Origin of the sequence: Rhizobium sp. SEMIA4064 (assembly GCF_003025035.1) — a bacterium.
Classification (GTDB): Bacteria; Pseudomonadota; Alphaproteobacteria; order Rhizobiales; family Rhizobiaceae; genus Rhizobium; species Rhizobium paranaense.
Window position 1 is genome coordinate 292,311 of record NZ_PYJN01000022.1, and the last position, 25,082, is coordinate 317,392.

Consider the following 25,082-nt stretch of genomic DNA (forward strand, 5'->3'; position numbering starts at 1 on the left):
TTGCCCTAGTTTGGGCCCACCGCCGTCTGCAGGGTTCCTCAATTCATGGCCGAAAGTCCATTGCGCGTCCAATTTCCTGCAGAGGCTGCGATTCAGGCGCGGCCACATCATGAATTTTATATTCCTTTTCTGCCCCACTCAGCCCATCTTCGCCATCTGATCGCCATCGGCCTTGCCGGCACCGCCTCCTTCGGCCTTCTCGCGACCGTTCTTTATCCGCTGCTCGCCCGCCACACGATCGAACAAGCCGTGCCGATCCACATAGCCCAGCTCGTCCGATCACAGCCGGCATTGCGCAAGAGCGACCGGCTTGCCACGAAACAGCGTTTCGACGGCTCCCGCTTTGCGCAGGTGGCGGAAAAGACGTCGAACGGCGAAACCCGCATCTTTACCTATCATCGCACGACGCTGGTCTTCAAAGCCGAGGATAGCGATCCTTCCGGCGGCGATGCCGCGGCCTTCAATGCGGCCTATGACGGCGATACCCAGTCCGAGCCTGCTCTCTTCTCAGCGCCGTCGCTCGCGGATATCCGCCCGGGTATCTATCCGCACGCCAATCGTTACGATGCAGTCCGGCGCTCACGCTTCCCGGTCCGTGGCGTACCGTTGAATGTCAGCGTGTCGAAGGCGACCACGGGCGAGGCAGGCCGCGAATTCAAGCGACTGGTTTCCATGCCGAAGGACCGGCAGGACCTGCAGGATATCCTCGCCTCCGCCGGTCTCGACGGAAATGCCGGCGACGAGCTGCAGCGAGCCTTGGAAACCGATACGGTTTCGCCCGGCGACAGCCTGGAACTGCTGCTCGAGAAAAAGACCGCTGATGCACAACCGAAGCTGATCATGGCCCGCCTTAGCGGCGGAAAAACGCCGGAGCGCATCGTCGCACGCGACGATGCCGACAGCTTCGTGCCGCTCACCGACGACCGGCTGTTTTCCACGCTCTATAGCGAGAGCCAGGCTGATGCGCCGTCCTCTTCGGAAGTGGCCGCCGTCGACCTCAAGAGCATCGACAGCGACGATCGGTCGACGATCCGCACCAAACTGGAGAAGGCGGGGCTTTCCGACGAATGCGCCGACCAGCTCATGAAGCTTGCCAAGGCAAATGGCGTTGCATTGACGGGTGACGATACGCCCGACAGCGTCGATCTGCTGTTCCGCAAGGCGGACAATGGCAAAAGCGAACTGATGTTCATCGAGTTCCACACCGATGGCGATACGCACCGCTTCTACCTGCACAAGGACGGCGGCATAGGCCCCTCGGAATTCTACGATGAGGGCGGTCATTCCGTCGCCAAAGTGCTGACCCACCGCCCCGTACCTAACGGCACGCTCGGTGACGGATTTGCCTGGCGCATTCATCCGATCCTCGGCGTCCGGAAATTCCACAACGGCGTCGATTTCCGCGCCCCGATGGGCAGCCCGATCATGGCCGCCGGCGACGGCACCGTCGAAAAGATTTCCTGGGAAACGGGCTACGGCAAATATGTCCGTATTCGCCACGATGGCGGCTACGAGACCACCTATGCCCATATTGCCTCGACACCGTCGGACCTGCATGTCGGCGAGCGCGTCACGCAGGGCCAGGTCATCGCTTATGTCGGCTCCACCGGCTATTCCACCGGTCCGCATCTCTACTACGAACTGCGCGTCAACGGGCGCTACGAAAACCCGCTGACTGCTCAATTGCCGGCCGGCACCAATCTCACCGGCAAATCGCTGGACAGCCTGCGCTCGCAGGTCAGCCACGTCGACAATATCATGACCTATCTCGACGTGCCGCCGCCAAACGAAGCCCGCCCCTTCTCGGCTTTCGACCAGGGACCGGAGCGAGGCCCGGGCCATTTCGGCAGGCCCTGATCGGCGCGATTACGGCAGAGCTGCCTCGCTGGGCACCACCAGCATTTTTTCCCTTAAGTGACGAAATTTTGATTCAAGGCTGGAAAAGCAGACCAGCCTTGGACGCCTACTGCACGATGTTCAATGGGATCGCGTTGCACCGCCGTAGGTTTGAAATATCAACGCGACCCGCTTCAGAAAACGGAGGGTTTTCCCATGGCTGATGCCCGATGCACTTGCGGCGCTCTTACACTGACGCTTTCACAACCGTCAAAATTGGTGGTCGCCTGTCATTGTCTCGACTGCCAACGCAGGACCGGTGCGCCATTTGGCGTCGGCGCCTTTTATCCGGCCGACGCCGTTGCCATTTCCGGCACGTCGAAAGAGTTCACCCGCGAGGCCGCAAGCGGCGGAAAGGTCCACACCTACTTTTGTCCCAACTGCGGATCATCGGTGTATTGGAAGGCCGAAAACCTGTCGTCCTTCGTCGGAGTTGCAGTCGGCGCGATGGCCGACCCCAAATTCCCGGCCCCCGCCAGATCGGTTTTTGAGCAGTCGAAACACGATTGGGTTCAAATCGAAGGCGCCGAACACTTCCAGCAAAGCAGCGCAGCAAAAAATTCGAACTGAGCGCCTAACGCAAACGATTAGCCGGCTCAGCAGGGCCGCTATTCACATAGATCGCATAGAGCGAAGTCGTGGCGGTAATGTAGAGCCGATTGCGCTTCGGGCCACCGAAGCAGAGGTTTGATACGACCTCGGGAATGAGAATGCGGCCGATCAACGTGCCATCCGGCGCGTAAACCCGAACGGAATCACCGCTGGAGGCAAAGATGTTGCCGTGGCGATCGACCCGGAAACCGTCGAACAGGCCGATTTCGCAAGTGGCGAAAACACGCCCCTCACTGAGGCTGCGCCCGTCCGGATTGACCGAATAGGCCGTGATCGTCGGCGGCAGGCCGGGCACATGCGTACCGCCGGTGTCGGAGACATAAAGTACGCTTTCATCCGGGGAAAAGGCAAGACCGTTCGGTTTGACGCGGTCCCTGGCAACCAGCGTCACCGCTCCATCGGCCGGATCGATGCGGTAGACGTTGGACGCGTTGATTTCGGACGGTGCGGCAAAGCCCTCATATTCACTGTCGATCCCGTAGGTGGGATCGGTGAACCAGATCGAGCCATCCGACCTTACGACGACATCGTTCGGCGAGTTCAACCGCTTGCCGTCGAAGTGCTCGGCAAGCGGCCGCCAGCGGCCGTCATGATCAAGCCGGCTGACACGCCGACGTCCATGCTCGCAAGCGATGATACGACCTTCGAAATCGAGCGTGTGGCCGTTGTGATAACCGACAGGGCTCTCGAAGACGCCGGCTGCGCCCGTTACCTCGTCATAGCGCAGGATTCGGTCGTTCGGGATATCGGACCACACGACATGGCGCGCGGCCGGCACATAGACGGGTCCCTCGGTCCAACGCCCGCCCGTCCACAACTGCTCCAATTGCGCAGACCCGTTGATCAGCGCCTTGAAGCGCTGATCGAGAATATCATACTGGCTCATGATGCTCCGCCCTGTTCCTCACAGCCAGCCAACCTCCGACCGGCCTCCCATAATCAGAAGCCAGTCTAGTGACAGCAATCATCGGCTGTCAAAAACAAGCTGAGGATATGACACGCTTTTGACCGGCGTCATTGCGTCACTGGAAGTGTAGCGTCGTCCCCTCTCCCCGCGAGCGGGGAGAGGGCTAGGGTGAGGGGCCGGGCACAAGACCACGTCAACAGCGGCCTCGCCCGACCATCCCCAAAATCCCTCAAAATTACAGCAGCTTCTCCAGCGTAATCGGCAGCTCGCGTATCCGCTTGCCCGTCGCGTGGAAAACCGCATTGGCAATTGCCGGCGCCACACCGACGATACCCAGTTCGCCGACCGCTTTACCGCCGAGCACGGAGGCGTGCGTATCGGGAATCCCGACCGAGATCACTTCGATGTCGGGAATATCGGCATTGGTCGGCACGAGATAGTCGCCGAGGTTATTATTGATGACACGGGCGAAGCGCTCATCGACGATGCCCTCTTCCAGCAGCGCCTGGCCGATGCCCATGATGATGCCGCCCTTCCACTGGCTTTCGGCAAGCTTGGGATTGTAGAGCCGGCCGGAATCGAGCGCCGAGACGACGCGCGAGACGCGCACGGTGCCGAAATCCTCATCGACGCGCACCTCGATGAAGTGCGCGCACCAGCTATGCATCGAATAGTCGCCGTCCGTGGGCGACAGCATGGTCGCGATGGTCGAGAAGTTGCGATAGTGATCCGCATTGCTCTGCTTGTCTTCTGGCAGTGTGTTACGCAGCACCTCGATCTTGTCACGGCCGATCTGCCGCAGAAGCTCGGCAATGGCGATGCCGTCGCCACCATCGCGCGGCGGCAGAATGCGGCCTTCCGAAACGGTCAGCGTATTGGCCTGCAGATCACGAAGCGGAGAATTGGGATCGTTGATCGCCAGTCCCACCAGCTCATCGCGGGCGGCGACCGCTGCCTTGTAAACGGCGCCGGTCATCAGGTTGGCAAGCTGCGATCCGCCGGCGACGGGCGCCCGCGGCAGGGCGGAATCGCCAAGTTTGACGCGGACCTGTTCGACCGGGATGCCGAGCGTTTCGGCCGCCGTCTGCGCCAGGATCGTATAGGTGCCCTGGCCCATGTCGATGCCGCTGCTCGCCACTTCCGCCGAGCCGTCGGCAAGAATGCGCACCAGCGCTTCACCCGGCGTGCGGCGCACCGGATAGGTGCCGGCGCCCACCCCCCAGCCGATCAGATGCTTGCCGTCGCGCATGGAGCGCGGCGCATGCGAGCGCTTCGCCCAGCCGAAAGCCTTGGCCCCAGCCTCGAAAGCCTCGCGCAATTGCCTTGTCGACCAGGGCTTGTCGGCTTCCTGATCCCGCTCGGCATAGTTCTTGAGCCGGATTTCCAGCGGGTCCATGCCGAGCGTGTAGGCGAGCTCATCCATAGCGCTCTCGATACCCCAGGCGCTCGGATTTTCGCCGGGGGCACGCAATGCGCCGGGCTTGACGGTGTTCACCGCCACAATGTTCTGCCGCGACGAGAGATTGGGCGTCGCATACATGAGCGAGGTTACGACACCCAATGGCTCAACTGCCACGTCGCCGATCGAAGTCTCGTTGGCGCTGGTATGGATGATGGAGGTGAGCCTGCCGTCCTTGGTCGCGCCAAGCGCAATCCTCTGGCGCGTGCAAGGCCGGCCACCGAAGGAGGTGAAGGTCTGTGGCCGGGTGATGACCAGCTTCACCGGACGGCCGAGCAGCTTCGCCGCCATGACACCAACAGCGCCATGCGGCAATGCCAGCGCCTTTGAGCCGAAGCCGCCACCGATATAGGGCGAGATCATCCGCACATTCTCGAAGGGAATGCCGAACCACTCCGCATAGGTGCGCGCCATGCCGTCGATCCACTGGCTTGGCTCCCAGAGGGTCAGCATGTCGCCATCCCATTTGGCGATCAGCCCATGCGGCTCGATCGGCACGTTGTATTCCCGCGGCGTCTTGTATTCGGCTTCGATCTTGACCGGTGCTGCGGCCAGGGCCGCTGCGGCATCCCCCCACTCCCTGGTCATCGGATCGATCGGGAAACCCTCGCCACCCTTCGGATCTTCAAGGCTGAAGATCGCCGGAGCTTCCTCATAGGTGACCTTGACCAGTGCCGCCGCGGCTGTCGCCTGCTCGAAGGTTTCGGCAACGACGATGGCGACATGCTGGCCGCTATAGGTAATCTCCCTGACAAGCGGCCGATACGGGCCTTCCGGGCCGGGGGTGTCGAGCCAGGTGGTCGGTGAATTCAGATCCGGCATCGTGTCCGGCGTCAGCACCAGCAGAACGCCCGGCGCTCCCTCCGCCGCCGCCGTATCGATGCCAGTCATGCGACCGGCGGCAATCGTGCTTTGCACCATCACCGCATGGGTCAGCCCCTCGAGATCGCGCTCGGCCGCATAGTCGGCCTCGCCTTTGATCTTCGCGGTTCCGTCCAGGCGGGACAGCCGCCCGCCGAGCGCGCCATCGGCAGCGCCATGTTTTCTGGTTTCCATGATGGTCATGCCATTTCTCCCATCGTCAGGATGGCGCGCTCGACGACACGCGGCGCAAGCGTAATCTTGTAGTGATTGCCGCCATGATAGACGGCGCCTTGGACAGCGAGCAGGCTGGCGCGCTTCACAGCAGCCGTATCGAGCACCTGGCCTTTCAATGCTTTTTCGACGGCGCGGGCACGCCAGGGCTTGGTGGCGACACCGCCAAGCGCCACCCTGATATCCCGGATCGTCCTGCCATCTGCCTCCAGTTCAAGCCCGACGGCGGCGCTGGCCGCCGCGAACTCGTAGGACTGCCGGTCGCGCACCTTGAGATAAGTCGAGCGGTGTGCAGCGTCGGAGGCCGGAATGGTGATCGCCGTAATCATCTCGCCCGGCTCGATCGCATGTTCCCGGTCGGGCGTCGTTCCCGGCAAAAGGAAGAAATCATCGATCGCGACCTGACGGCTGCCGAGATGCACGACCGCATCGAAGGCCACCAGAGCAACCGCCAGATCGCCGGGATTGGTGGCGATACAGGCCTCGCTCGTGCCGAGAACCGCATGATTGCGCGTGACGCCGCCGATTGCCGAGCAGCCGGAACCGGGCGCGCGTTTGTTGCAGGCGGCGAAGGTCGCCGGATCGCGGAAATAGGGACAGCGCGTGCGCTGCATCAGATTGCCGCCGATCGTCGCCATGTTGCGGATCTGCGCCGAGGCCGCAAGCGACAGCGCCTCCGAAACGGCCGGGAACTGCGCCTTGATATTGGCATCGTCGGCGACACGGCTCATCTTGGCGAGCGCACCGATCGTAACACCCTGATCGGTCAGGGAGATGGCATCGAGGCCAGCAAGATGGCTGATATCCACCACCGTCTCGGGCTCGGCAACGCCGCATTTGGCGAGATCGAGCAACGTCGTGCCGCCGGCAAGCAGCATGGTGGCGGAAGAGGCAGCGGCTTGCCGGACCTCATCGACCGAGCCGGCGCGGAGATAGGAAAAGGCCTTCATTGGGCGGCCTCCGCTGCTTCGCGCACGGCGGCAACGATGTGCGGATAGGCACCGCACCGACAGAGATTGCCGGCCATATATTCGCGGATTTCATCATCGGAACCGGCATGGCCTTCGCGGATGCAAGCGACCGCCGACATGATCTGTCCCGGCGTGCAATAACCGCATTGGAAGGCATCATGTTCCAGGAACGCGGCCTGGACCGGATGCAGATCGCCGTTTTCCGCCGCCAGCCCTTCGATCGTCGTGACCTTGCGGCCTTCGGCCTGAGCAGCCAGCGTCAAGCAGGAGAGCACACGTTCGCCGTCGACATGGACGGTGCAGGCACCGCATTGGCCCTGGTCGCAGCCCTTCTTGGTGCCGGTCAGACAGAGATGCTCGCGAAGAGCATCGAGAAGCGTGACACGCGGATCGAGCGAAAGCTCGTGCTCGTGTCCGTTGATATCGAGATAGACGGTAGTCATCAGCTCACTCCCTGTTCGGGTCATCATCTTTTGCAATCGTCAGGATCTGCCAGCCGTGACATCAGCTCTTGACGTCAGCCCGGCCGGCGCCAGGTAATCAGGCTACAGCGCTTTTGCCGGCGCGTGCGGCTTGTGGCGGGACGCCGGGGAGGGCCGCTCTTTCACCGTCTTCGATCCTCCGATCAGACGGCAATGGCATCCTGGCCCATTATGCGATAACAATCCTCTGGTACTCCAGATTAAACGGAGGCGCCTCCGTTTATTATCCTAGAGACTTGTCGGATATCGTCAAGTCGCAATCCGCATGGAGCGAAAATTGGCTTCGAGGCCATCGTCAGAGCTGAAGGACGACACGCCGCCAGGCGCAAAAACTCTACGCGCGGATGCACGCCGCAATCGCGACAAGCTCATCGAAGTCGCGGCGCAAGCCTTCGCCAACCACGGCACCGCCGCCTCGCTCGAAGACATTGCGCGCCGCGCAGGTGTCGGCGTCGGTACGCTCTACCGTCATTTTCCAACCCGCGAACATCTAGTCGAAGTCGTCTATCGCCATGAGGTCGAGGTGCTCTGCAATGCGGCCGAAGAGCTTTCGCGCGAACGCGCGCCGGATCAAGCGCTGGAAGAATGGATGCACCGCTTCGTCGGCTATATCGCCACCAAACGCGGCATGGCCGACAGCCTGCGCATCCTGCTCAACAGCAATTCCGAACTCTTCGCCGACAGCTACGGCATGGTACCAATCGCGCTCCGCGGCCTGATCGAACGGGCAGTGGCCGACGGCTCGATCCGCGCCGACGTCGACAGCACCGACGTGCTGCATGCCCTGTCCGGCACCTATTCCATGCCCAATTCGCCGGAGTGGCACGACCGCTCCCGCCGCCTCGTCCGCCTGCTGATGGACGGCCTGCGCTGGGGTGCACCGAAAGCGCTGAAGCCGCAGGGGGCCTGATAATCGGCAGGATGCTTCCTATATGCTTTTGAACTGAGATCGTCAGGCGAGTTTCTTGCTGTCGCCGCTTATGTGCCTGGGGGCCCTCACCCTAGCCCTCTCCCCGCCAGCGGGGAGAGGGGACGACAGCGCAAAATAGCGCGCTGCTTCATTGGGGCGGAAGCGCCTTAATCACCGTAGAGCCCCCTCTCCCCGCAATGCGGGGAGAGGGTTGGGGTGAGGGGCCAGGCACATAAGCACGGCAGAACCAATCTCACCTGACATTCAGCAAAGCTGAGGAGAGCAAGAATGTCCGAAAAGCTGGTCAAGATTCCCGGTCCCGATCATCCCATCACGATCGAGAACAAACGTGCCCATGTCACCGTTTCGGTTGCCGGCAAGGTCATTGCCGATACCCATGACGCGCTGTCCCTGAAGGAAGCCTCCTATCCGGCCGTCATCTACGTGCCGCGCAAGGATGTCGACATGTCGGCGCTCCAGAGAACCGACCATGCCACCTACTGTCCCTTCAAGGGCGATTGCTCCTATTACAGCATCCCCGTCGGCGGCGAGCGCTCGGTGAACGCTGTCTGGACCTACGAAAATCCCCACGCCTCGGTAAGCCAGATCAAGGATTACATGGCCTTCTACCCGGATCGGGTCGACGCCATTAACGTTGATGCCTAAAGCAATTCCAGGAAAAGTGCGCAGCGGTTTTCCGTCCGGAATTGCGTGAAAGCTCTAAAGAGCAAGCCCGCTTCCGCTGTCGAAAACGTAGACCTGATCGGCATTGACGGTGACCTTCAGTTGTTCGCCATAACGAACCGGAGCCTCACCGTCGACGACGGCCGTAACCTGCTCGCCAGCCAGATCGAACAGCACATGCGTCTGTGCGCCCGTCGGCTCGACCAGCAAGGTCTGGCCGGTGAGCGGCGAGCCATTGCCCGTTAAGCTCAGATGTTCCGGCCGAAGGCCGATCTTCACGCTTTGCCCGGACTTCACCTTGCGTTCGCCAGCGATGCGCACCGGCGTGCTATCCCTCAGCCGCACTGCAGGGGTGCCATCGACGCCTTCAACCACACCGTCGAGAAAATTCATCGCCGGCGAGCCGATGAAGCCGGCAACGAAGAGATTGGCCGGCTGGCGATAAAGTTGGATCGGCGTGCCCTGCTGCTCGATCTTCCCCTGGTTCAGCACAACGATGCGGTCGGCAAGCGTCATCGCCTCGATCTGATCGTGGGTGACGTAGATCGAAGTGGTCTGCACCTTCTGATGCAGCGCCTTGATCTCCGAGCGCATCTGCACGCGCAGCTTCGCATCGAGATTGGAGAGCGGCTCATCGAACAGGAAGACGGCAGGGTTGCGCACCACGGCGCGGCCCATGGCGACGCGCTGGCGCTGGCCGCCCGAAAGCTGCGCCGGCTTGCGGTCGAGCAACTTTGTCAGGTCCAGCATGCGCGCGGCCTCGTTGACCCGCTGCTCGATCACCGGCTTGGCCTCGCCTGAGAGCTTCAGGTTGAAGCCCATGTTCTCGGCGACCGTCATATGCGGATAAAGCGCGTAGGACTGGAAGACCATGGCGATGTTGCGCTCGCGCGGCGTCATGGCATTGACCACCTGCCCACCGATCGACACGTCGCCATCGGTGATTTCCTCAAGCCCGGCGATCATTCGCAGCAGCGTGGACTTGCCGCAGCCGGAGGGGCCGACGAGCGCGATGAACTCGCCGTCTTCGATCGCCAGCGAGATATCGTGAATGACGGTCAGCGCCCCATAGGCCTTGTGGATGTTGTGCAGTTCGACGGATGCCATTTGTTTGTGCTCCAATAAGGCTCAGGATTTCACGGCGCCGGCGGTAAGGCCGGCAATGATGTGCTTCTGCGCCAGGAAGAAGACGATGACGGTGGGCAGGATGGTCAGCGTGATGAAGGCAAGCACCAGCTCCCATTCCGTGCCGAATTCGCCGCTATAGACCATCATGCCGAGCGGCCAGGGATAGATCGAATCCGAATTCAGCATGATCAGCGGCAGGATGTAGCTGTTCCAACTGCCGACGAAGGAAATGATGCTGACGGTCGCGATGATCGGCCGCGAGAGCGGCAGCGAGATATGCCAGAAAAAGCGGATATAGCCGCAACCATCGACAAATGCTGCCTGGAACAATTCTTCCGGAAGGTTTCTAAAATAGTTCCGGAAGAGCAGGATGCTCATACCAAGGCCGAAAGCCACCTGCGGCAACACCACGCCCCAATAGGTATTGAGCAGGCCAAGATCGCGGATGCGGATGAAGAGCGGCAGGATGGCGGTGGCCGCCGGAAACATCAGCCCGATGAGGAAATAGTTCAGCAGGAAGTTCGAGCCGAAGAACTTCACATGCGCGAAGGCGAAGGCGGCCATCGCCGAGACCGACAGCGTCAGGAACACGGTCAGCACAGCGATGATCAGCGAATTCATCATCTGCCGCCAGTAGCGGTCGCCAAACAGGATGCCGGTATAATTCTCGAAATGCCACTCGGCCGGCAGGCCGAAAGGATTGGTGCGGAGATCGCCGAGCGTCTTGAAGCCGCCGAGCGCGGTCGTCAAAAGCGGGATCAAAACGATGGCGGCGATGATGGTCAGCGACACATAGAGATAGATCTTCGTGCCGGTGGTCATGCGAACGGATGAGGCCATATCAGTCATTGCGCATAAATATCCGTTTGTAGCCGAAGGCGAGGGTGACGCAGATCACGAACAGCACGACGCCGACAGCGCTGCCGAGGCCGACCTGCATGCGCGTGACGCCGAAATTGTAGAGGAAGGTCACCATCGTCTGCGTCGAGTTGAACGGGCCGCCGCCGGTGAGCGGCATGATCATGTCGAAAAGCTGCAGCGATCCCACCACCGCGAAGAAGACGGAAAGGCGCAGCGTCGAGCCGAGCAACGGCAGCGTCACGTAGCGGAACTTCTGCCAGCCGGTGGCGCCATCAATCTCGGCCGCCTCCAGCACGCTCTTGTCGAGCGACTGCATGCCGGCGATGAACAGCATCATGTGAAAGCCGAAATATTTCCACACGATCACGCCAAGCACGGCATACATCGCCAGATTCTTGTCGGCGAGCACGTAGGGCGTCGGGGTGCCGAGGAAATGCGCGATCGCGGCGAACAGGCCGTAGTCGCCGTCATAAACGAAGCGCCAGATCAGGCCGGCGGCCACTTCGGCCAGCACATAGGGAAGGAAGAAAATCAGTCGGAAGAGCACGACGCCGCGAATACGATGCGCCAGCATCGTCGCCAGCCAGATGGCGAGCGGCACCTGGATGGCGATCGAAACCAGAATGATCAGTGCATTGTTCTTCAGCGACGTCAGGAAGGCGTCGTTCTTGAAGAGAACCTGGAAATTGCGCAGGCCCACGAACTCGGTCGGTGGGCCATAGCCGTTCCAGCGATAAAGGCTGTACCAGGCCGCTTCCCCCATCGGCAGGATGACGAAGATGGTGAAGAGCAGCAGCGCCGGCGGCAGGAACAGTAGAATGACGGGCAGACGGCCGCGCGCGGCGGGCGATTTTCGCTTCGCTGTGGGCCTCGCTCTTGCGATGGAAGGCATGGCGGTCGTGGCGCTGACATCGGTCATGGGCGGTCTCGACGATTGTAATTCAAAGAAAAACCGGCGCCGGCGCAAGGGAGAGGCCGGCGCCGGATGGCGCTAGAGCTGGTCCTGTTCGAATGAGTCCTGAACCTGCTGCGCTCCATCCTTTGGCGAAATCTGGCCGGAGACGATACCAACAGCCACATCGTTGACGACGCGGCCGACCGAGGGGCCGAGATCCTGGTCAAAGAAGTTCTGGTGCCAGGTCGAATGCGCCAACTGGTCGGCGGCTTCGTGCATCAGCGGACCCTTGACACCATCTTCGGCGCCGACAGCGACCGGGACGATCATGCCGGCCTGCGCCAAGGTACGCTCGTTCTCGGCATTGGTCAGATAGGCAAGGAAATCGAGTGCTTCCGGTGGGGCCTTCTTGGTGACGGCCCAGCCGTTCAAGCCACCGAGCGTATCGGTCGGAAGGCCGGCGCCACCGGTCACGGCCGGGAAGGCGAAGCGGCCGATATTGTCATCCGCCAGGCCCTTAGCGTCGCCGGCATTGGTGCGCTGGTTGGCAACCGTATTTTCGAAGCCGAGGATCATCGCAGCCTTGCCGTCACCAAAGACGCCAAGCGCCTGCGGCCAGGTGATGCCGAGATAACCGGGCTGGAAGGGTTCGAGCTTTCCGAGTTCGGCAAGCTGCTCGCCCGCCTTGATGATCGCCGGATCGTTGAAACCGTTGCCCTTACCGTTCTTGGCATCGTTGAAGACCTGCTGACCGCCGTCGCGCATCACCAGATAGCTCCAGTAGAAGTGGATCGGCCACTTCTCACCGCCGCCGCCGGCGATCGGCGCAATGCCGGCAGCCTTGAGCTTCTTGACCGCGGCCAGATAATCGTCCCAGGTCTTGATGGCGCTAGCATCGACGCCGGCCTTGGCGAACAAGGCCTTATTGTAGAAGAAGGAAACCGTGCCGAGCTTATAGGGCACGGCGCTGATCTTGTTGTCGAACGTCAGGCCTTTCACCGCCGCGGGATTATAGCTCTTCACCCAGGCGCCATCCTTGGCATTCATCGCCGCAGTCAGGTCCATCAGCGTGCCCGTCGCCTGCTGCTGCTTCAGCACGCCACCGCCCCAGCTAAAGAAGAAATCGGGCGCGTCCTTCGATTGCAGCAGTGTCGGCAGCTTGGCCTTGAAGGCCTCATTGGCCAGGAACTGCATCTCGATCTTCGTACCGGGATGCTTGGCCTCATACTGATCCGCGATCTTGCGCCAAACGGCGACATAATTCGGATCGGTTTCCAGATGCAGCCATTTGACGACCGTGTCGGCGGCAGCGCTCGACACACCTGCGAGAATCGTCAGCCCGGTGGTTGCAGCAATAGCGGCGATGCGAAGGGCCTTGGCCCCACGTAGATGGATCATGATTTTCTCCTCCCAAGGGAACCAAGAGCCTCAAATATTTTTTCCCTTATGCGGAATAATTCAACGGAGCTTTGCTGAAATGTCAACCACCATCGTTAAATTTTGGCAGATTACCCGCAAAACGGCTTGACATTGGGCGATGACCATAGGTTATTTAATTCGCATTCCGTTAAAAATATCAGGCCGCAGCCGAGCGGGTCCATCATTCGGCACCATTCTCATGAAAACAGCAGATCCCGAGCTTATGCGGGCGATAAACCGCTTCAATGTGCTGGACACGATCCGGCGGGCGGGCTCCATCGCACGTATCGAAATCAGCGACCGCACCCAGCTTTCGACCACGACAGTCTCGGCGATCACCGCATCGTTGCTGGATGATGGGCTGATCCTGGCGCGCACCGAAGGCGACCTGCGCGAGGCCGCCGCCCGAGGCCGGCCCCGCGTCATGCTGGAGCTCAATCCGGACGCCGCGCGCGTCGTCGGCGCGAAAATCGCCGCCAACCGCATGGTCTTCGTCGTCACCGACTTTCGCGGCGAAGTTCTGTCAACGCTGACGCTGGCGCTCCGCGTCGACCGGCAGCCGATCGGCGTCATCGCCGATCTCATTGAGGATGGCGTGCGCCGCTGCGTCGTCGATGCCAACCTGGCTCTGGACGAGATCGATTCCGTCTGCCTCGGCCTGCCCGGCGTCGTCGAACACCGTACCGGCCATGTCCGCACCAGCCCGATCTTCCGCGAAACCGGCGTCGATTTCGCCAAGGAAATGTCCGAGCGGCTGGGCGTGACCACCATTGTCGAAAGCGATGCGCATGCCATCACGCTGGCGCATCACTGGTTCGGCAAGGCGAGAGACCTGGACGACATGGTGCTCGTGTCGTTGGAACAGACGCTGGGGCTTGGCGTTCTGCATGGCGGCCAGCTCTTTCGCGGCGCCGGCGGCCTCAGCCACAATCTCGGTGATCTCGTGCTCGGCATGGGGCCACAGGGCATTATCCGATTGGCAAGCCTTGCCGGCGAAAGTGCCATTCTCGGCGATCAGCCGAGCGGCCGTTTTGCCGAAGCTATCCGCCTCGGTCGCGGCATGGCCCATGCCAAGACACTGATCGACGCCGAAGACAACGCGCTGATCAATGCAGCAATCCGCGCCGGCGAAGCCTGCGGCATGGCGCTCGCCAATATCGTCACGCTGTTTGCTCCGCCGCGCGTCATTCTGGTCGGTTCGAGCCTGGCGCTCGGCCAGCCCTTTCTCGACAGCCTGCGGGAGGCCTATTCGCTGGCGATCCCGCCATCGATCAAAGGCGTGACCGAACTCGTTTTCGACCAGTCGACCGACGAGACCTGGGCGCAGGGCGCCGCGGTCGTGGCGCTGCGCGAACTCTACGAATCGCCCTGGGGAACGACGGGACCGGCACCGGCCCTCTGATCCCCAAAGCAATTCCAGGAAAAGTGCGCAAGCGGTTTTCCGTCCGGAATTGCATCGAAACAATAGGATGGAGCGGTTCAGCGAATCCGTGAAACGCTGAACCGCTCCAGGACAGCCAAAGACAATTCATCTGGAGGAAACCTATGAACAAGGTCGGCATCGGCATTATCGGCTGCGGAAACATTTCCGGCGCCTATCTCACCGCCATGAAATCCTTTCCCATTCTCGACATCAAAGGTGTGGCCGACCTCAATCGCGAGCTCGCCGAGGCAAAAGCTGCCGAATTCGGCCTGAAGGCAGTCGATATTGCGGTCTTGCTCGCCGATCCCTCGATCGAGATCATCGTCAACCTCACGATCCCGAAGGCGCACGTCGCCGTTGGTCTGCAGGCGCTGGACGCCGGCAAACATACCTATTCGGAAAAGCCACTCGGCATCAATTTCGCCGAAGGCAAAAAGCTTGCTGATGCAGCGGCCGCCAAGGGCCTGCGCATCGGCGCAGCCCCCGATACCTTCCTCGGCGGCGGCCACCAGACGGCGCGTGCCATCATCGACGAAGGTGCCATCGGCATCCCGGTCGGCGGCACCGCCACCTTCATGTGCCCTGGCCACGAACGCTGGCATCCGAATCCGGCTTTCTATTATGAAGTCGGCGGTGGCCCGATGCTCGATATGGGTCCCTATTACATCACGGATCTCGTCAACCTGCTTGGCCCCATCTCCCAGGTCGCCGGCTTTGCCGTCACGCCGCGCAAGGAGCGCATCATCACTAGCGAGCCGCGCAACGGCGAGCACATCCCCGTGCATGTGCCGACGCATGTCGCCGGCGTCATGGCGTTTGCCAATGGCGCGGTCGTCCAGATCGGCATGAGCTTCGATGTCGCCGGCCACAAGCATGTACCGCTCGAAGTCTACGGTACCGAAGGCACGCTGATCGTGCCCGATCCGAACCGTTTCGGCGGCCCGGTGGAGTTCCTGAAGAAGGGCGGCGAATTTGCCGAATGTGAGATCACAGCGCCCTATGCCGATGGCAACTACCGCTCGCTCGGCGTTGCCGACATGGCGCATGCCATCCGCTCGAACCGTCCGCATCGCGCCAATGGCAGCCTCGCGCTGCATGTGCTCGAAGTTATGGAAGCCTTCCAGACGGCCTCCGACAGCGGGCGCACGGTCACCATCACGACGCAAACGGAGCGTCCGGCCGCTCTGTCCGACTCCCTGGTGGATGGACAGATCGGCCGCTAATCGCACAATTTCAGGAGGATTATCATGCGGGAAGCACTTATCGTCTGGGGCGGCTGGAGCGGCCACGAACCGCAGGAATGCGCCCATATCATCCGCGACATGCTGGAAGAGGACGGCTTCAAGGTCTACCTCGAAAACAGCACCGAAGCCTTCGCCGATCCCTCGATCCACGATCTCAGCCTGATCGTGCCGATCGTCACCATGTCGAAGATCGAGAAGGAAGAGGTGAAGAACCTTGCCGATGCGATCGAAAGCGGCGTCGGCATTGCCGGCTATCATGGTGGCGCTGGCGACAGCTTCCGCGAAAGCGTCGAGTATCAGTTCATCATCGGCGGCCAATGGGTCGCCCATCCCGGCAACATCATCGATTACACGGTCAATATCACACGCCCGGACGACCCGGTCATGGAGGGGATCACCGATTTCCCCTACACGTCGGAGCAATATTACATGCATGTCGACCCGTCGAACGAGGTGCTGGCGACTACCACCTTCACCGGCGATCACGCCTACTGGATCGACGGCGTCGTCATGCCGGTTGCCTGGAAGCGCAAATACGGCAAGGGCCGCGTCTTCTATTCCGCGCTCGGCCACCAGGCCAAGGAATTCAACGTGCCGCAGATGAAAACCATCTTCCGCCGCGGCGCCAACTGGGCAGCGCGCTGAGGGCGCCTGCCCCTTCGGAGCAAGCATTGCCCCTAACCCTAGCCCTCTCCCCGTTTTGACGGGGAGAGGGGACGACCTCTGTATCCATCTCATCTTGCCACCCGGACCCGAACTGATAAAATGCTGCCAGCACGCCGCAAATACCTGTGCTGCTTGCGCTTTTTGCTGTCATGGGGGATGGATGGGTCAAGGCGAAGTATCGAAGACCTCGACAGTCAGTTACGGCACAGAACCGGGTTTGCGTTTCGCCTCCCAGCTCGACGGACATGGCGGCTGCAAGCAGCTCTGCATGGACGAGGTCAGCACCTGGAAACACGGAGAGGGCGTGACCTGGCTGCATCTCGAGCGCGACCACCCCGCCGCAGCCGACTGGGTTACACACAAAAGCGGCTTCGACCCCTTCGTCATCGAAGCCCTGCTCGAAGAAGATTCCCGCCCTCGCGTCGAACCGGTGGGCGACGGGCTGTTGATCATCCTGCGCGGCGTCTGCGCCACGTCGCCGGATGGCGCGACGCAGAAACCCGACGATATCGACCTTGTGCCCATACATCTCTGGGTCGATGGCGAGCGCATCGTTTCGCTCCGCGACAGCGGCCATTACATCACGGCGCTCCGCGATATCCGTCTGTCGCTGGAGAAGAAAAAGGGACCGCAGCGCACCGGCGACCTCCTCGCCCTCATCGGCGACAAGTTGGTGCGCGACCTCGAACCCGTGCTCGACGCCATGGACGAAGAGGTGGACGAACTCGACGAACTGATCTTCCACGGCGAAGCCGGCCAGGTGCGCGAACGTCTGAAGCTGCTACGCCGGCGGGCCGTACAGCTTCGCCGTTATCTCGCCCCGCAGCGCGACGCGCTGAACCGCATCGAGCACGACGATGCGCCCTGGCTTGCCGAGCGGGATAAGCTGCGCATGCGCGAAGTCATCGACAAGCTGATGCGCTATATCGAATATCTCGACGCCATCCGCGACCGTACCAGCATCCTGCACGACGACTTGTCGACCGTCATCAGCGAACGCATCGCCCGCAACTCCAACCGCCTCGCCGCCCTCGCCGCCCTGCTTTTACCGCCAAGCGTCGTGGCCGGTCTCTTCGGCATGAATGTCGGCGGCATTCCCGGCGTCAACGACACCTGGGCCTTCGTCATCATCGTCGTCTTCGTCACGGTAAGCTCGATTGCGACCCTCTGGGTGCTGAAGCGCATCAACTGGCTTTAGAGTACTCTGATACTGGTCAGCTTCAGGTTTCGGCCACGCTTCCCGCGAACTTTATGGCTTTCGAATACACGATTAGCGATCCGGACCATTGGCACGACACCATCGAAGGACTACCGGAGGTAATCGCCAAGAACGGCTTCATCGAAGTCATCGACCAGCCCGGTAAGGGCGTCGATCTCATTCCCGAAAAGGCCAGGCGCTATCTCGCCGAGGACAATCGCGACTTTTCCGCCTGATTTTTCGACCTATTTATAGAGTGAAAGCCGGGCATACGTCACAAAATCGCCGCCTCGGCTTTTCGCAATCGGGGCGGATTTCAGGGCCATTCTCGATGCCGAGCAAGCGAGTATATTGCAGTTAAAAGCATGTGCCCCGATACGGTTTCGGCCGGAAATTGCAGCTAACCCAATTTTCGTTTGACATTCCTTTATCTTCATTTATCGTCATTCTAGTTTCGGTTTTCGCGTGAGGGGTGGAAATCGAAACGAGGGGAGATACAATTGTCCAAAACTCAAATCGACGTCACGGATGTCATTGATTGCGGTGCGAGCCGCAGTCGCGTCGAGTGCGCTTGCCGCATCCTTCCAAGCGAGATGCAGGCGTCCGCTACACGCGTTCCGAACCGTATTCGCCATGATTTGCGCCATCGCGAATTCCTGGCATCCGGATTGACGCAATTCGTTTCCCCACGACCATCACGCCGCGCCCGAATCTGTCGAAAGGGCGCGGCTTTCGGTGTCGGTGCCCGAGTCAATTTGGCAACAGGCATCGCTCAGTGAAGACATAAGCGATCGGGGCGGGGTCATATCCTCCGGATCGTTACCCAATGGGCAATAAACAGGCCTTACGGCCAGCAATCCGTCGCAGCGTCGCCATACGACGCACGGAAGGAGCATATCGTGCTTGAACTTAGAAATGTGTCGAAGGCGGTCGGCGGCGAAATGCACATCGCCGAAACGAACCTGACGCTGCAGCGCGGCTCGTTGAATGTCCTCCTCGGACCGACACTTTCGGGCAAGACGTCGCTGATGCGTCTGATGGCCGGGCTGGACAAGCCGACTTCGGGCACGATCCACGTCGACGGCGCCGATGTTACGGGCGTGCCCGTGCAACGCCGCAACGTCGCGATGGTTTACCAGCAATTCATCAATTACCCCGCCATGACCGTTTACGACAATATCGCATCGCCGATGCGCCTGCGCGGCGTCAATGCGGCGACGATCGACCGCGAAGTGAAGAAAGCGGCCGATCTCCTGCGGCTCGGTCCCTTCCTTGACCGCCTGCCGCTCAGCCTCTCCGGCGGCCAGCAGCAGCGCACGGCTCTAGCCCGCGCCATCGTCAAGAATGCCGGCCTGGTGCTGCTCGACGAGCCGCTCGCCAATCTCGATTATAAGCTGCGCGAAGAGCTGCGCGCCGAATTGCCGAAAATCTTCGCCGAATCCGGCGCCATCTTCGTTTACGCCACGACCGAACCCTCGGAAGCTCTGCTTCTGGGCGGCAATACCGCCACCTTGTCGGAAGGCAGGATCACGCAGTTCGGACCGACGATCGATGTCTTCCGCAAGCCGAAAGACCTGATCACTGCCGTCACCTTCGCCGATCCGCCGCTGAACACGATCTCGCTCGACAAGCGCGGCAATCTGTTCGTGTTGAACGGTAATATGAGCCTGCCCGTACCGCAGGGCCTCGAAGCCCAGCCGGACGGCCCCTACACCATCGCCTTCCAGCCGCATCATCTGGCGCTGAAGCCGCAGACATCCGAGGCGGTCGCAGCACCTGCCAGGGTGATGGTGACCGAAATCACCGGTTCGGAAAGCTTCATCCACATCGATTTCGCCGATCGGCGCTGGGTCATGCTGACCCAGGGCGTCGAGGACATCGATGTCGACGACGCGATCGATGTCTACATCGACCCGCGCCACATCATGGTGTTCGACACCAACGGCGCCGCCGTCACACCCGCCCTGCAACGGGCCGCCTGAGGAGAGACACGGCCAATGGCACGCATCGACCTTGACCACATAAGACACGCCTATAACGACCATCCGAAATCCGATGCGGACTATGCGCTGAAGGAAGTTCATCATAGCTGGGAGGACGGCAGCGCCTATGCGCTGCTCGGGCCGTCCGGCTGCGGCAAGACCACTCTGCTCAACATCGTTTCCGGCCTCGTGCGCGCCTCGGAAGGCCGCATCCTCTTCGACGGCAAGGACGTGACCAAGCTGTCGACGCAGGAGCGCAACATTGCCCAGGTCTTCCAGTTTCCGGTCGTCTACGACACGATGACGGTCTATGAAAACCTCGCTTTTCCCTTGCGCAACCGGCACGTTCCGGAAGCCGAGGTGAAGCGCAAGGTCGACGAGATCATCGAGATGATCGGCCTTTCCGACAGCGCCCATCGCAAGGCGCGGGGATTGACGGCCGATGCCAAGCAGAAAATCTCGCTCGGCCGTGGCCTGGTGCGCTCCGATGTCAGCGCCATCCTGTTCGACGAACCGCTCACGGTCATCGACCCGCATATGAAATGGGTGCTGCGTTCGCAGTTGAAGCAGCTCCACCGCCGCTTCGGCTTCACCATGGTCTATGTCACCCACGATCAGACGGAGGCGCTGACCTTCGCCGACAAGGTGGTGGTGATGTACAACGGCGAGGTGGTGCAGATCGGCACGCCGAATGATCTGTTCGAGCGGCCGCGCCATACCTTCGTCGGCTATTTCATTGGTTCGCCGGGCATGAACGTCATGCCAGTAGAGATCGAGGGCCGCAACGCCCGTCTCGCCGGCAGCACTGTCGCATTGCCCGGCGCTCCCGTGAATGGCCAGGCGGGTAAGACCGAACTCGGCATCCGCCCGGAATTCGTCCGCCTCGGCCGTGAGGGCATGCCGGCGACCGTGACCAAGGTCGAGGACCTCGGCCGCCGCAAGGTGGTGCGCGCCAAACTACAAGGGCAGGAGATCACGGCGATCATCGGCGAAGATCAGACCGTGCCGGCCGAACCGCACATCGCTTTCGATCCTGCCGGCATCAATATCTACGCCAACTCCTGGCGCGTCGAGATGGGAGCCTGATCATGGACAAGACCTGGAACAACAAAGCCTGGTTCATGCTCATTCCCGTCCTGGTACTGGTCGGCTTCTCGGCCGTCATCCCGCTGATGACGGTGGTGAACTATTCGGTGCAGGACACCTTCGGCAACAACGTCTTCTTCTGGGCGGGCACACAGTGGTTTGAAGAGATTCTTCATTCCAGCCGCTTCTGGGATTCGATGTTCCGCAACCTGATCTTCTCCTTCGTCATTCTGGCGATCGAGGTGCCGCTCGGCATCTTCATCGCTCTCAATATGCCGAAGAAGGGTATCGGCGTGCCGGTCTGCCTCGTGTTGATGGCGCTGCCGCTGCTGATCCCGTGGAACGTCGTCGGGACGATCTGGCAGGTGTTCGGCCGCAGCGATATCGGCCTGATGGGTTATGTCCTCGTCAATCTCGGCATCGACTACAACTACGTATCCAATCCGGCCGATGCCTGGGCGACGATCATCATCATGGATGTCTGGCACTGGACCAGCCTCGTCGTGCTGCTCTGCTATGCCGGCCTCGCCTCCATTCCCGACGCCTTTTACCAGGCCGCCAAGATCGATGGCGCCTCGCGCTGGTCCGTCTTCCGCTACATTCAGCTCCCGAAAATGAACCGCGTGCTTTTGATCGCCGTGCTCCTGCGCTTCATGGACAGTTTCATGATCTATACCGAACCCTTCGTCGTCACCGGCGGCGGCCCCGGCAATTCGACCACCTTCCTGTCGATCGATCTCGTCAAGATGGCCCTCGGTCAGTTCGATCTCGGCCCGGCGGCGGCAATGTCGCTCATCTACTTCCTGATCGTGCTTCTGCTGTCCTGGGTCTTCTACACCGTCATGACCAATTACGATGCGGGAGCGACGCGATGAGCGGCAAACCTCTTATGACCTCCGCAGGCGATAGCGCCGTGAACAAGGTGGCAGCAGCTTCGACCCCGGTCGCCGGCGTCACCGCCACGACCGGCACGCAGCCGGTCAGCCGGCACCGCGAGGAAGGCCGCTGGTCCTGGGTGGTGCCGACGCTCTACATTATCTTCCTGCTTCTGCCGATCTACTGGCTCGTCAACATGAGCTTCAAGACCAATGAGGAGATCGTCAGCGGATTGACGCTCTATCCGCATCAGCCGACGCTGCGCAATTACACGATCATCTTCACCGATCCGTCCTGGTACAAGGGCTATATCAACTCCATCACCTATGTCGTCATGAACATGGTGATCTCGGTTGCCTGCGCCCTGCCCGCGGCCTACGCCTTCTCGCGTTACCGTTTCCTCGGCGACAAGCACGTCTTCTTCTGGCTGCTAACCAACCGCATGGCGCCGCCGGCGGTCTTCGCGCTGCCTTTCTTCCAGCTCTATTCGGCCTTCGGCCTCATCGACACCCACATTGCCGTGGCGCTGGCGCACTGCCTGTTCAACGTGCCCTTGGCGGTCTGGATCCTCGAAGGCTTCATGTCCGGCGTGCCGAAGGAAATCGACGAGACGGCCTATATCGACGGCTATTCGTTCCCGCGCTTCTTCCTGAAGATCTTCATTCCGTTGATCGCAAGCGGCATCGGCGTCGCGGCCTTCTTCTGCTTCATGTTCTCCTGGGTAGAACTGTTGATCGCCCGCACGCTGACGACAACGGACGCCAAGCCGATCGCAGCCATCATGACGCGCACGGTCTCCGCCGCCGGCATGGATTGGGGCCTGCTTGCCGCCGCCGGCGTGCTGACGCTCATCCCTGGTGCGCTCGTCATCTATTTCGTCCGCAATTACATCGCCAAGGGCTTCGCGCTCGGCCGCGTCTAAGAGGAAACCGCCATGAATACCGATTTCTCCTGGATGGCCTGGACGCTGCCGACGGTGCTGTTCTTCGTGACCATCCTGCTGCTTCTGCTCGGCATGGCCGTTTGGGAATATTTCTCGCCCGGCGGCAATCCGCGCGTCGGCATCCTGCATTTCGAAACGACGCGCGGCGACCGGCTGTTCGTCTCGCTGCTCGGCGCCGCCTTCATTCATGTCGCGTGGCTGGGCCTGGGAGGGCCTAACCTGTGGTGGGCGGTTGCCATTTCCGTGGTCTACGCCATTGGCGTTTTCCGCCTGGTCTAACGGTTTCAAAGAGTTACCGCGCCCCTTTGCCCATTTCCGGACAGGTGGCGCCGTAAGAAAAGTCGATACAGATGGCCGGGGGGTCTGGCCGTCTGACAATGCACTCGCAACCTGTAGGGAGGAATATATGCGAAGACATCTCTTGACGACGACGGCTGTCGCCCTGCTGGCCTTGGCCGGTACGGCCCACGCCGGCATGAACGAAGCCAAGGCGTTCCTGGACAAGGAGATCGGCGATCTTTCGACGCTCTCGCGCGCCGACCAGGAAAAGGAAATGCAATGGTTCGTCGATGCGGCCAAGCCTTTCCAGGGCATGGAAATCAAGGTCGTTTCGGAAACCCTGACGACGCACCAGTATGAATCGCAGGTTCTGGCGCCGGCCTTTACCGCCATCACCGGCATCAAGGTCACCCACGACGTCATCCAGGAAGGCGACGTCGTCGAAAAGATCCAGACGCAGATGCAGACCGGCCAGAACCTCTATGACGGCTGGGTCAACGATTCGGACCTGATCGGCACCCACTGGCGCTACAAGCAGGTGCGTAACCTGACCGACTGGATGGCAGGCGAAGGCAAGGACGTTACCAATCCCGGTCTCGACGTTTCAGACTTCATCGGCACCAGCTTCACCACCGCACCGGACAAGAAGCTTTATCAGCTCCCCGATCAGCAGTTCGCCAACCTCTATTGGTTCCGCTACGACTGGTTCAACGACCCGAAGAACAAGGCCGACTTCAAGGCCAAATACGGCTACGATCTCGGCGTGCCGGTCAACTGGTCGGCCTATGAAGATATCGCCCAGTTCTTCACCGGCCGCGACGTCGACGGCAAGAAGGTCTTCGGCCATATGGACTACGGCAAGAAGGACCCGTCGCTCGGCTGGCGCTTCACCGACGCCTGGCTGTCCATGGCCGGCAACGGCGACAAGGGCCTGCCGAACGGTCTGCCCGTCGACGAATGGGGCATCAAGGTCGACGCCAACTCCCGCCCGGTCGGCTCCTGCGTCGCGCGCGGTGGCGACACCAACGGCCCGGCCGCTGTCTACTCCATCCAGAAGTATCTCGATTGGCTGAAGGCTTATGCACCGGCTGAAGCCCAGGGCATGACCTTCTCGGAATCCGGTCCGGTTCCGTCACAGGGCAATATCGCCCAGCAGATCTTCTGGTACACGGCGTTTACCGCCGACATGGTCAAGCCGGGCCTGCCGGTCATGAACGCGGACGGCACGCCGAAATGGCGCATGGCTCCCTCGCCGCATGGCGTCTATTGGAAGGACGGCATGAAGCTCGGCTACCAGGACGTCGGTTCCTGGACGCTGATGAAGTCCACACCGGTCGATCGCGCCAAGGCTGCATGGCTCTACGCGCAGTTCGTGACGTCGAAGACCATAGACGTGAAGAAGAGCCAAATCGGCCTCACCTTCATTCGCGAATCCACCATCCGCGACAAGAGCTTCACCAAGCGCGCGCCTGAACTCGGCGGTCTGATCGAGTTCTACCGCTCGCCGGCCCGTGTTCAGTGGTCGCCGACCGGCACCAACGTTCCGGACTATCCGAAGCTGGCGCAGCTTTGGTGGCAGGCTATCGGTGATGCCGCATCCGGCGCCAAGGATGCGCAGGGCGCCATGGACGCACTTTGCTCGGATCAGGAAAAGGTGCTTCAGCGCCTGGAGCGCGCAGGCGTGCAGGGCGATATCGGTCCGAAGCTCGCCGAAGAGCATGATCTCAAGTACTGGAACGCCGATGCCGTCAAGAACGGCCATCTCGCTCCGCAGTTGAAGATCGCGAACGAGAAGGAAAAGCCGGTCACCGTCAACTATGACGAACTGGTCAAGAGCTGGGCTGACGCAACGAAATAAGCCCGATCTATAATACGGTGGGGATGCCGGGGCTCGAAAGGGCTCCGGCATTTTTGCTTTGAATGACCTGGAAAATCGCCTTCAGAGGCGTAACGATCTGATTTTCCGCGAAGCCGATCTCGGCCGAAAGCGCGCGGCGTGAGAGCCGAATAATTTTATTTTCAAGAAAAGATCGATCCAATGTCGGATTGCTGGGGTATCGTTCGTC

The 25,082-nt window shown here is 61.0% G+C and carries 23 protein-coding genes; 15 read left to right on the forward strand and 8 right to left on the reverse strand.

From position 1 onward, the window contains the following. The first annotated feature begins 45 nt into the window (after positions 1–45). Positions 46–1,857, forward strand: coding sequence for a M23 family metallopeptidase (locus C9E91_RS18650; protein WP_107109751.1), 1,812 nt, complete (start codon positions 46–48; stop codon positions 1,855–1,857). A gap of 195 nt (positions 1,858–2,052) precedes the next feature. Then, positions 2,053–2,466 (forward strand): GFA family protein, encoded by a 414-nt coding sequence (locus tag C9E91_RS18655; protein WP_107109752.1) that lies wholly within the window; start codon positions 2,053–2,055, stop codon positions 2,464–2,466. A gap of 4 nt (positions 2,467–2,470) precedes the next feature. Here the strand turns inward: C9E91_RS18655 and C9E91_RS18660 are convergent, their stop codons facing one another. The 4 genes from C9E91_RS18660 to C9E91_RS18675 all read right to left on the reverse strand — a co-directional run bounded on the left by C9E91_RS18660 (position 2,471) and on the right by C9E91_RS18675 (position 7,383). Beyond that, positions 2,471–3,394, reverse strand: coding sequence for an SMP-30/gluconolactonase/LRE family protein (locus C9E91_RS18660; RefSeq protein ID WP_107109753.1), 924 nt, complete (start codon positions 3,392–3,394; stop codon positions 2,471–2,473). A 256-nt stretch (positions 3,395–3,650) separates the two neighbouring features. Beyond that, positions 3,651–5,939, reverse strand: a complete 2,289-nt coding sequence (locus tag C9E91_RS18665; protein ID WP_107109754.1) for a xanthine dehydrogenase family protein molybdopterin-binding subunit — start codon at positions 5,937–5,939, stop codon at positions 3,651–3,653. Next, positions 5,936–6,919, reverse strand: a complete 984-nt coding sequence (locus C9E91_RS18670; RefSeq protein ID WP_107109755.1) for an FAD binding domain-containing protein — start codon at positions 6,917–6,919, stop codon at positions 5,936–5,938. Before C9E91_RS18670 ends, C9E91_RS18665 begins: the two co-directional genes overlap by 4 nt. Continuing rightward, on the reverse strand, positions 6,916–7,383 hold the full coding sequence (locus C9E91_RS18675) for a (2Fe-2S)-binding protein (protein WP_107109756.1): 468 nt from the start codon (positions 7,381–7,383) through the stop codon (positions 6,916–6,918). Before C9E91_RS18675 ends, C9E91_RS18670 begins: the two co-directional genes overlap by 4 nt. 304 nt (positions 7,384–7,687) lie before the next feature. Here C9E91_RS18675 and C9E91_RS18680 point away from each other — a divergent pair, with 304 nt between their 5' ends. Continuing rightward, positions 7,688–8,332 carry a TetR/AcrR family transcriptional regulator gene (locus tag C9E91_RS18680; protein ID WP_107109757.1) on the forward strand — a complete coding sequence of 215 codons (645 nt, stop codon included), beginning with the start codon at positions 7,688–7,690 and terminating at the stop codon, positions 8,330–8,332. A 288-nt stretch (positions 8,333–8,620) separates the two neighbouring features. Next, the gene (locus tag C9E91_RS18685) at positions 8,621–8,998 is read left to right on the forward strand and encodes a DUF427 domain-containing protein (RefSeq protein WP_107109758.1); all 378 of its coding nucleotides are present in this window, start codon (positions 8,621–8,623) and stop codon (positions 8,996–8,998) included. 54 nt (positions 8,999–9,052) lie between these two features. Here the strand turns inward: C9E91_RS18685 and C9E91_RS18690 are convergent, their stop codons facing one another. The 4 genes from C9E91_RS18690 to C9E91_RS18705 all read right to left on the reverse strand — a co-directional run bounded on the left by C9E91_RS18690 (position 9,053) and on the right by C9E91_RS18705 (position 13,298). Beyond that, positions 9,053–10,123, reverse strand: a complete 1,071-nt coding sequence (locus C9E91_RS18690; protein WP_107109759.1) for an ABC transporter ATP-binding protein — start codon at positions 10,121–10,123, stop codon at positions 9,053–9,055. 21 nt (positions 10,124–10,144) lie between these two features. Beyond that, entirely contained in the window at positions 10,145–10,993 is an 849-nt protein-coding gene (locus C9E91_RS18695) for a carbohydrate ABC transporter permease (RefSeq protein ID WP_107109760.1), read from the reverse strand. Continuing rightward, a complete protein-coding gene (locus tag C9E91_RS18700) occupies positions 10,986–11,924 on the reverse strand; it encodes a carbohydrate ABC transporter permease (protein WP_107109761.1) in 939 nt (312 codons plus the stop codon). Before C9E91_RS18700 ends, C9E91_RS18695 begins: the two co-directional genes overlap by 8 nt. A 72-nt stretch (positions 11,925–11,996) precedes the next feature. Then, complete coding sequence (locus C9E91_RS18705) at positions 11,997–13,298, reverse strand: ABC transporter substrate-binding protein (protein WP_107109762.1); 1,302 nt, start codon at positions 13,296–13,298, stop codon at positions 11,997–11,999. A 220-nt stretch (positions 13,299–13,518) separates the two neighbouring features. On the opposite strand from C9E91_RS18705, the gene C9E91_RS18710 reads away from it, so the two are divergent. The 11 genes from C9E91_RS18710 (at position 13,519) to C9E91_RS18765 (ending at position 24,874) form a co-directional block, all read left to right on the forward strand. After that, positions 13,519–14,721 (forward strand): ROK family transcriptional regulator, encoded by a 1,203-nt coding sequence (locus tag C9E91_RS18710; RefSeq protein WP_107109763.1) that lies wholly within the window; start codon positions 13,519–13,521, stop codon positions 14,719–14,721. Positions 14,722–14,864: 143 nt separating this feature from the next. Then, complete coding sequence (locus C9E91_RS18715) at positions 14,865–15,965, forward strand: Gfo/Idh/MocA family protein (protein ID WP_107109764.1); 1,101 nt, start codon at positions 14,865–14,867, stop codon at positions 15,963–15,965. 24 nt (positions 15,966–15,989) lie between these two features. Beyond that, positions 15,990–16,631 (forward strand): ThuA domain-containing protein, encoded by a 642-nt coding sequence (locus C9E91_RS18720; protein WP_107109765.1) that lies wholly within the window; start codon positions 15,990–15,992, stop codon positions 16,629–16,631. A gap of 181 nt (positions 16,632–16,812) precedes the next feature. Further along, the gene (locus tag C9E91_RS18725; protein ID WP_107109766.1) at positions 16,813–17,850 is read left to right on the forward strand and encodes a CorA family divalent cation transporter; all 1,038 of its coding nucleotides are present in this window, start codon (positions 16,813–16,815) and stop codon (positions 17,848–17,850) included. 53 nt (positions 17,851–17,903) lie between these two features. Then, positions 17,904–18,086 (forward strand): hypothetical protein, encoded by a 183-nt coding sequence (locus C9E91_RS18730; protein WP_107109767.1) that lies wholly within the window; start codon positions 17,904–17,906, stop codon positions 18,084–18,086. Positions 18,087–18,749: 663 nt separating this feature from the next. Continuing rightward, a complete protein-coding gene (locus C9E91_RS18740) occupies positions 18,750–19,832 on the forward strand; it encodes an ABC transporter ATP-binding protein (protein ID WP_107109769.1) in 1,083 nt (360 codons plus the stop codon). 15 nt (positions 19,833–19,847) lie between these two features. Then, the gene (locus C9E91_RS18745; RefSeq protein ID WP_107109770.1) at positions 19,848–20,918 is read left to right on the forward strand and encodes an ABC transporter ATP-binding protein; all 1,071 of its coding nucleotides are present in this window, start codon (positions 19,848–19,850) and stop codon (positions 20,916–20,918) included. A gap of 2 nt (positions 20,919–20,920) precedes the next feature. Continuing rightward, positions 20,921–21,793, forward strand: a complete 873-nt coding sequence (locus tag C9E91_RS18750) for a carbohydrate ABC transporter permease (protein ID WP_107109771.1) — start codon at positions 20,921–20,923, stop codon at positions 21,791–21,793. Further along, positions 21,790–22,716: a carbohydrate ABC transporter permease gene (locus C9E91_RS18755; RefSeq protein WP_181316110.1), complete on the forward strand. Its 927-nt coding sequence runs from the start codon at positions 21,790–21,792 to the stop codon at positions 22,714–22,716. Before C9E91_RS18750 ends, C9E91_RS18755 begins: the two co-directional genes overlap by 4 nt. A 12-nt stretch (positions 22,717–22,728) precedes the next feature. Beyond that, positions 22,729–23,016 carry a DUF2160 domain-containing protein gene (locus C9E91_RS18760; RefSeq protein WP_107109772.1) on the forward strand — a complete coding sequence of 96 codons (288 nt, stop codon included), beginning with the start codon at positions 22,729–22,731 and terminating at the stop codon, positions 23,014–23,016. A 127-nt stretch (positions 23,017–23,143) separates the two neighbouring features. Then, complete coding sequence (locus tag C9E91_RS18765) at positions 23,144–24,874, forward strand: ABC transporter substrate-binding protein (protein WP_107109773.1); 1,731 nt, start codon at positions 23,144–23,146, stop codon at positions 24,872–24,874. The last annotated feature ends 208 nt before the right edge of the window (positions 24,875–25,082 follow it).

Bases quoted from the DNA above. Each gene is read 5' to 3' on its own strand.
- C9E91_RS18650 (WP_107109751.1), top strand. From the start codon at position 46: ATGGCCGAAAGTCCATTGCGCGTCCAATTTCCTGCAGAGGCTGCGATT.
- C9E91_RS18655 (WP_107109752.1), top strand. From the start codon at position 2,053: ATGGCTGATGCCCGATGCACTTGCGGCGCTCTTACACTGACGCTTTCA.
- C9E91_RS18660 (WP_107109753.1), bottom strand. From the start codon at position 3,394: ATGAGCCAGTATGATATTCTCGATCAGCGCTTCAAGGCGCTGATCAAC.
- C9E91_RS18665 (WP_107109754.1), bottom strand. From the start codon at position 5,939: ATGACCATCATGGAAACCAGAAAACATGGCGCTGCCGATGGCGCGCTC.
- C9E91_RS18670 (WP_107109755.1), bottom strand. From the start codon at position 6,919: ATGAAGGCCTTTTCCTATCTCCGCGCCGGCTCGGTCGATGAGGTCCGG.
- C9E91_RS18675 (WP_107109756.1), bottom strand. From the start codon at position 7,383: ATGACTACCGTCTATCTCGATATCAACGGACACGAGCACGAGCTTTCG.
- C9E91_RS18680 (WP_107109757.1), top strand. From the start codon at position 7,688: ATGGAGCGAAAATTGGCTTCGAGGCCATCGTCAGAGCTGAAGGACGAC.
- C9E91_RS18685 (WP_107109758.1), top strand. From the start codon at position 8,621: ATGTCCGAAAAGCTGGTCAAGATTCCCGGTCCCGATCATCCCATCACG.
- C9E91_RS18690 (WP_107109759.1), bottom strand. From the start codon at position 10,123: ATGGCATCCGTCGAACTGCACAACATCCACAAGGCCTATGGGGCGCTG.
- C9E91_RS18695 (WP_107109760.1), bottom strand. From the start codon at position 10,993: ATGACTGATATGGCCTCATCCGTTCGCATGACCACCGGCACGAAGATC.
- C9E91_RS18700 (WP_107109761.1), bottom strand. From the start codon at position 11,924: ATGACCGATGTCAGCGCCACGACCGCCATGCCTTCCATCGCAAGAGCG.
- C9E91_RS18705 (WP_107109762.1), bottom strand. From the start codon at position 13,298: ATGATCCATCTACGTGGGGCCAAGGCCCTTCGCATCGCCGCTATTGCT.
- C9E91_RS18710 (WP_107109763.1), top strand. From the start codon at position 13,519: ATGAAAACAGCAGATCCCGAGCTTATGCGGGCGATAAACCGCTTCAAT.
- C9E91_RS18715 (WP_107109764.1), top strand. From the start codon at position 14,865: ATGAACAAGGTCGGCATCGGCATTATCGGCTGCGGAAACATTTCCGGC.
- C9E91_RS18720 (WP_107109765.1), top strand. From the start codon at position 15,990: ATGCGGGAAGCACTTATCGTCTGGGGCGGCTGGAGCGGCCACGAACCG.
- C9E91_RS18725 (WP_107109766.1), top strand. From the start codon at position 16,813: ATGGGTCAAGGCGAAGTATCGAAGACCTCGACAGTCAGTTACGGCACA.
- C9E91_RS18730 (WP_107109767.1), top strand. From the start codon at position 17,904: ATGGCTTTCGAATACACGATTAGCGATCCGGACCATTGGCACGACACC.
- C9E91_RS18745 (WP_107109770.1), top strand. From the start codon at position 19,848: ATGGCACGCATCGACCTTGACCACATAAGACACGCCTATAACGACCAT.
- C9E91_RS18750 (WP_107109771.1), top strand. From the start codon at position 20,921: ATGGACAAGACCTGGAACAACAAAGCCTGGTTCATGCTCATTCCCGTC.
- C9E91_RS18755 (WP_181316110.1), top strand. From the start codon at position 21,790: ATGAGCGGCAAACCTCTTATGACCTCCGCAGGCGATAGCGCCGTGAAC.
- C9E91_RS18760 (WP_107109772.1), top strand. From the start codon at position 22,729: ATGAATACCGATTTCTCCTGGATGGCCTGGACGCTGCCGACGGTGCTG.
- C9E91_RS18765 (WP_107109773.1), top strand. From the start codon at position 23,144: ATGCGAAGACATCTCTTGACGACGACGGCTGTCGCCCTGCTGGCCTTG.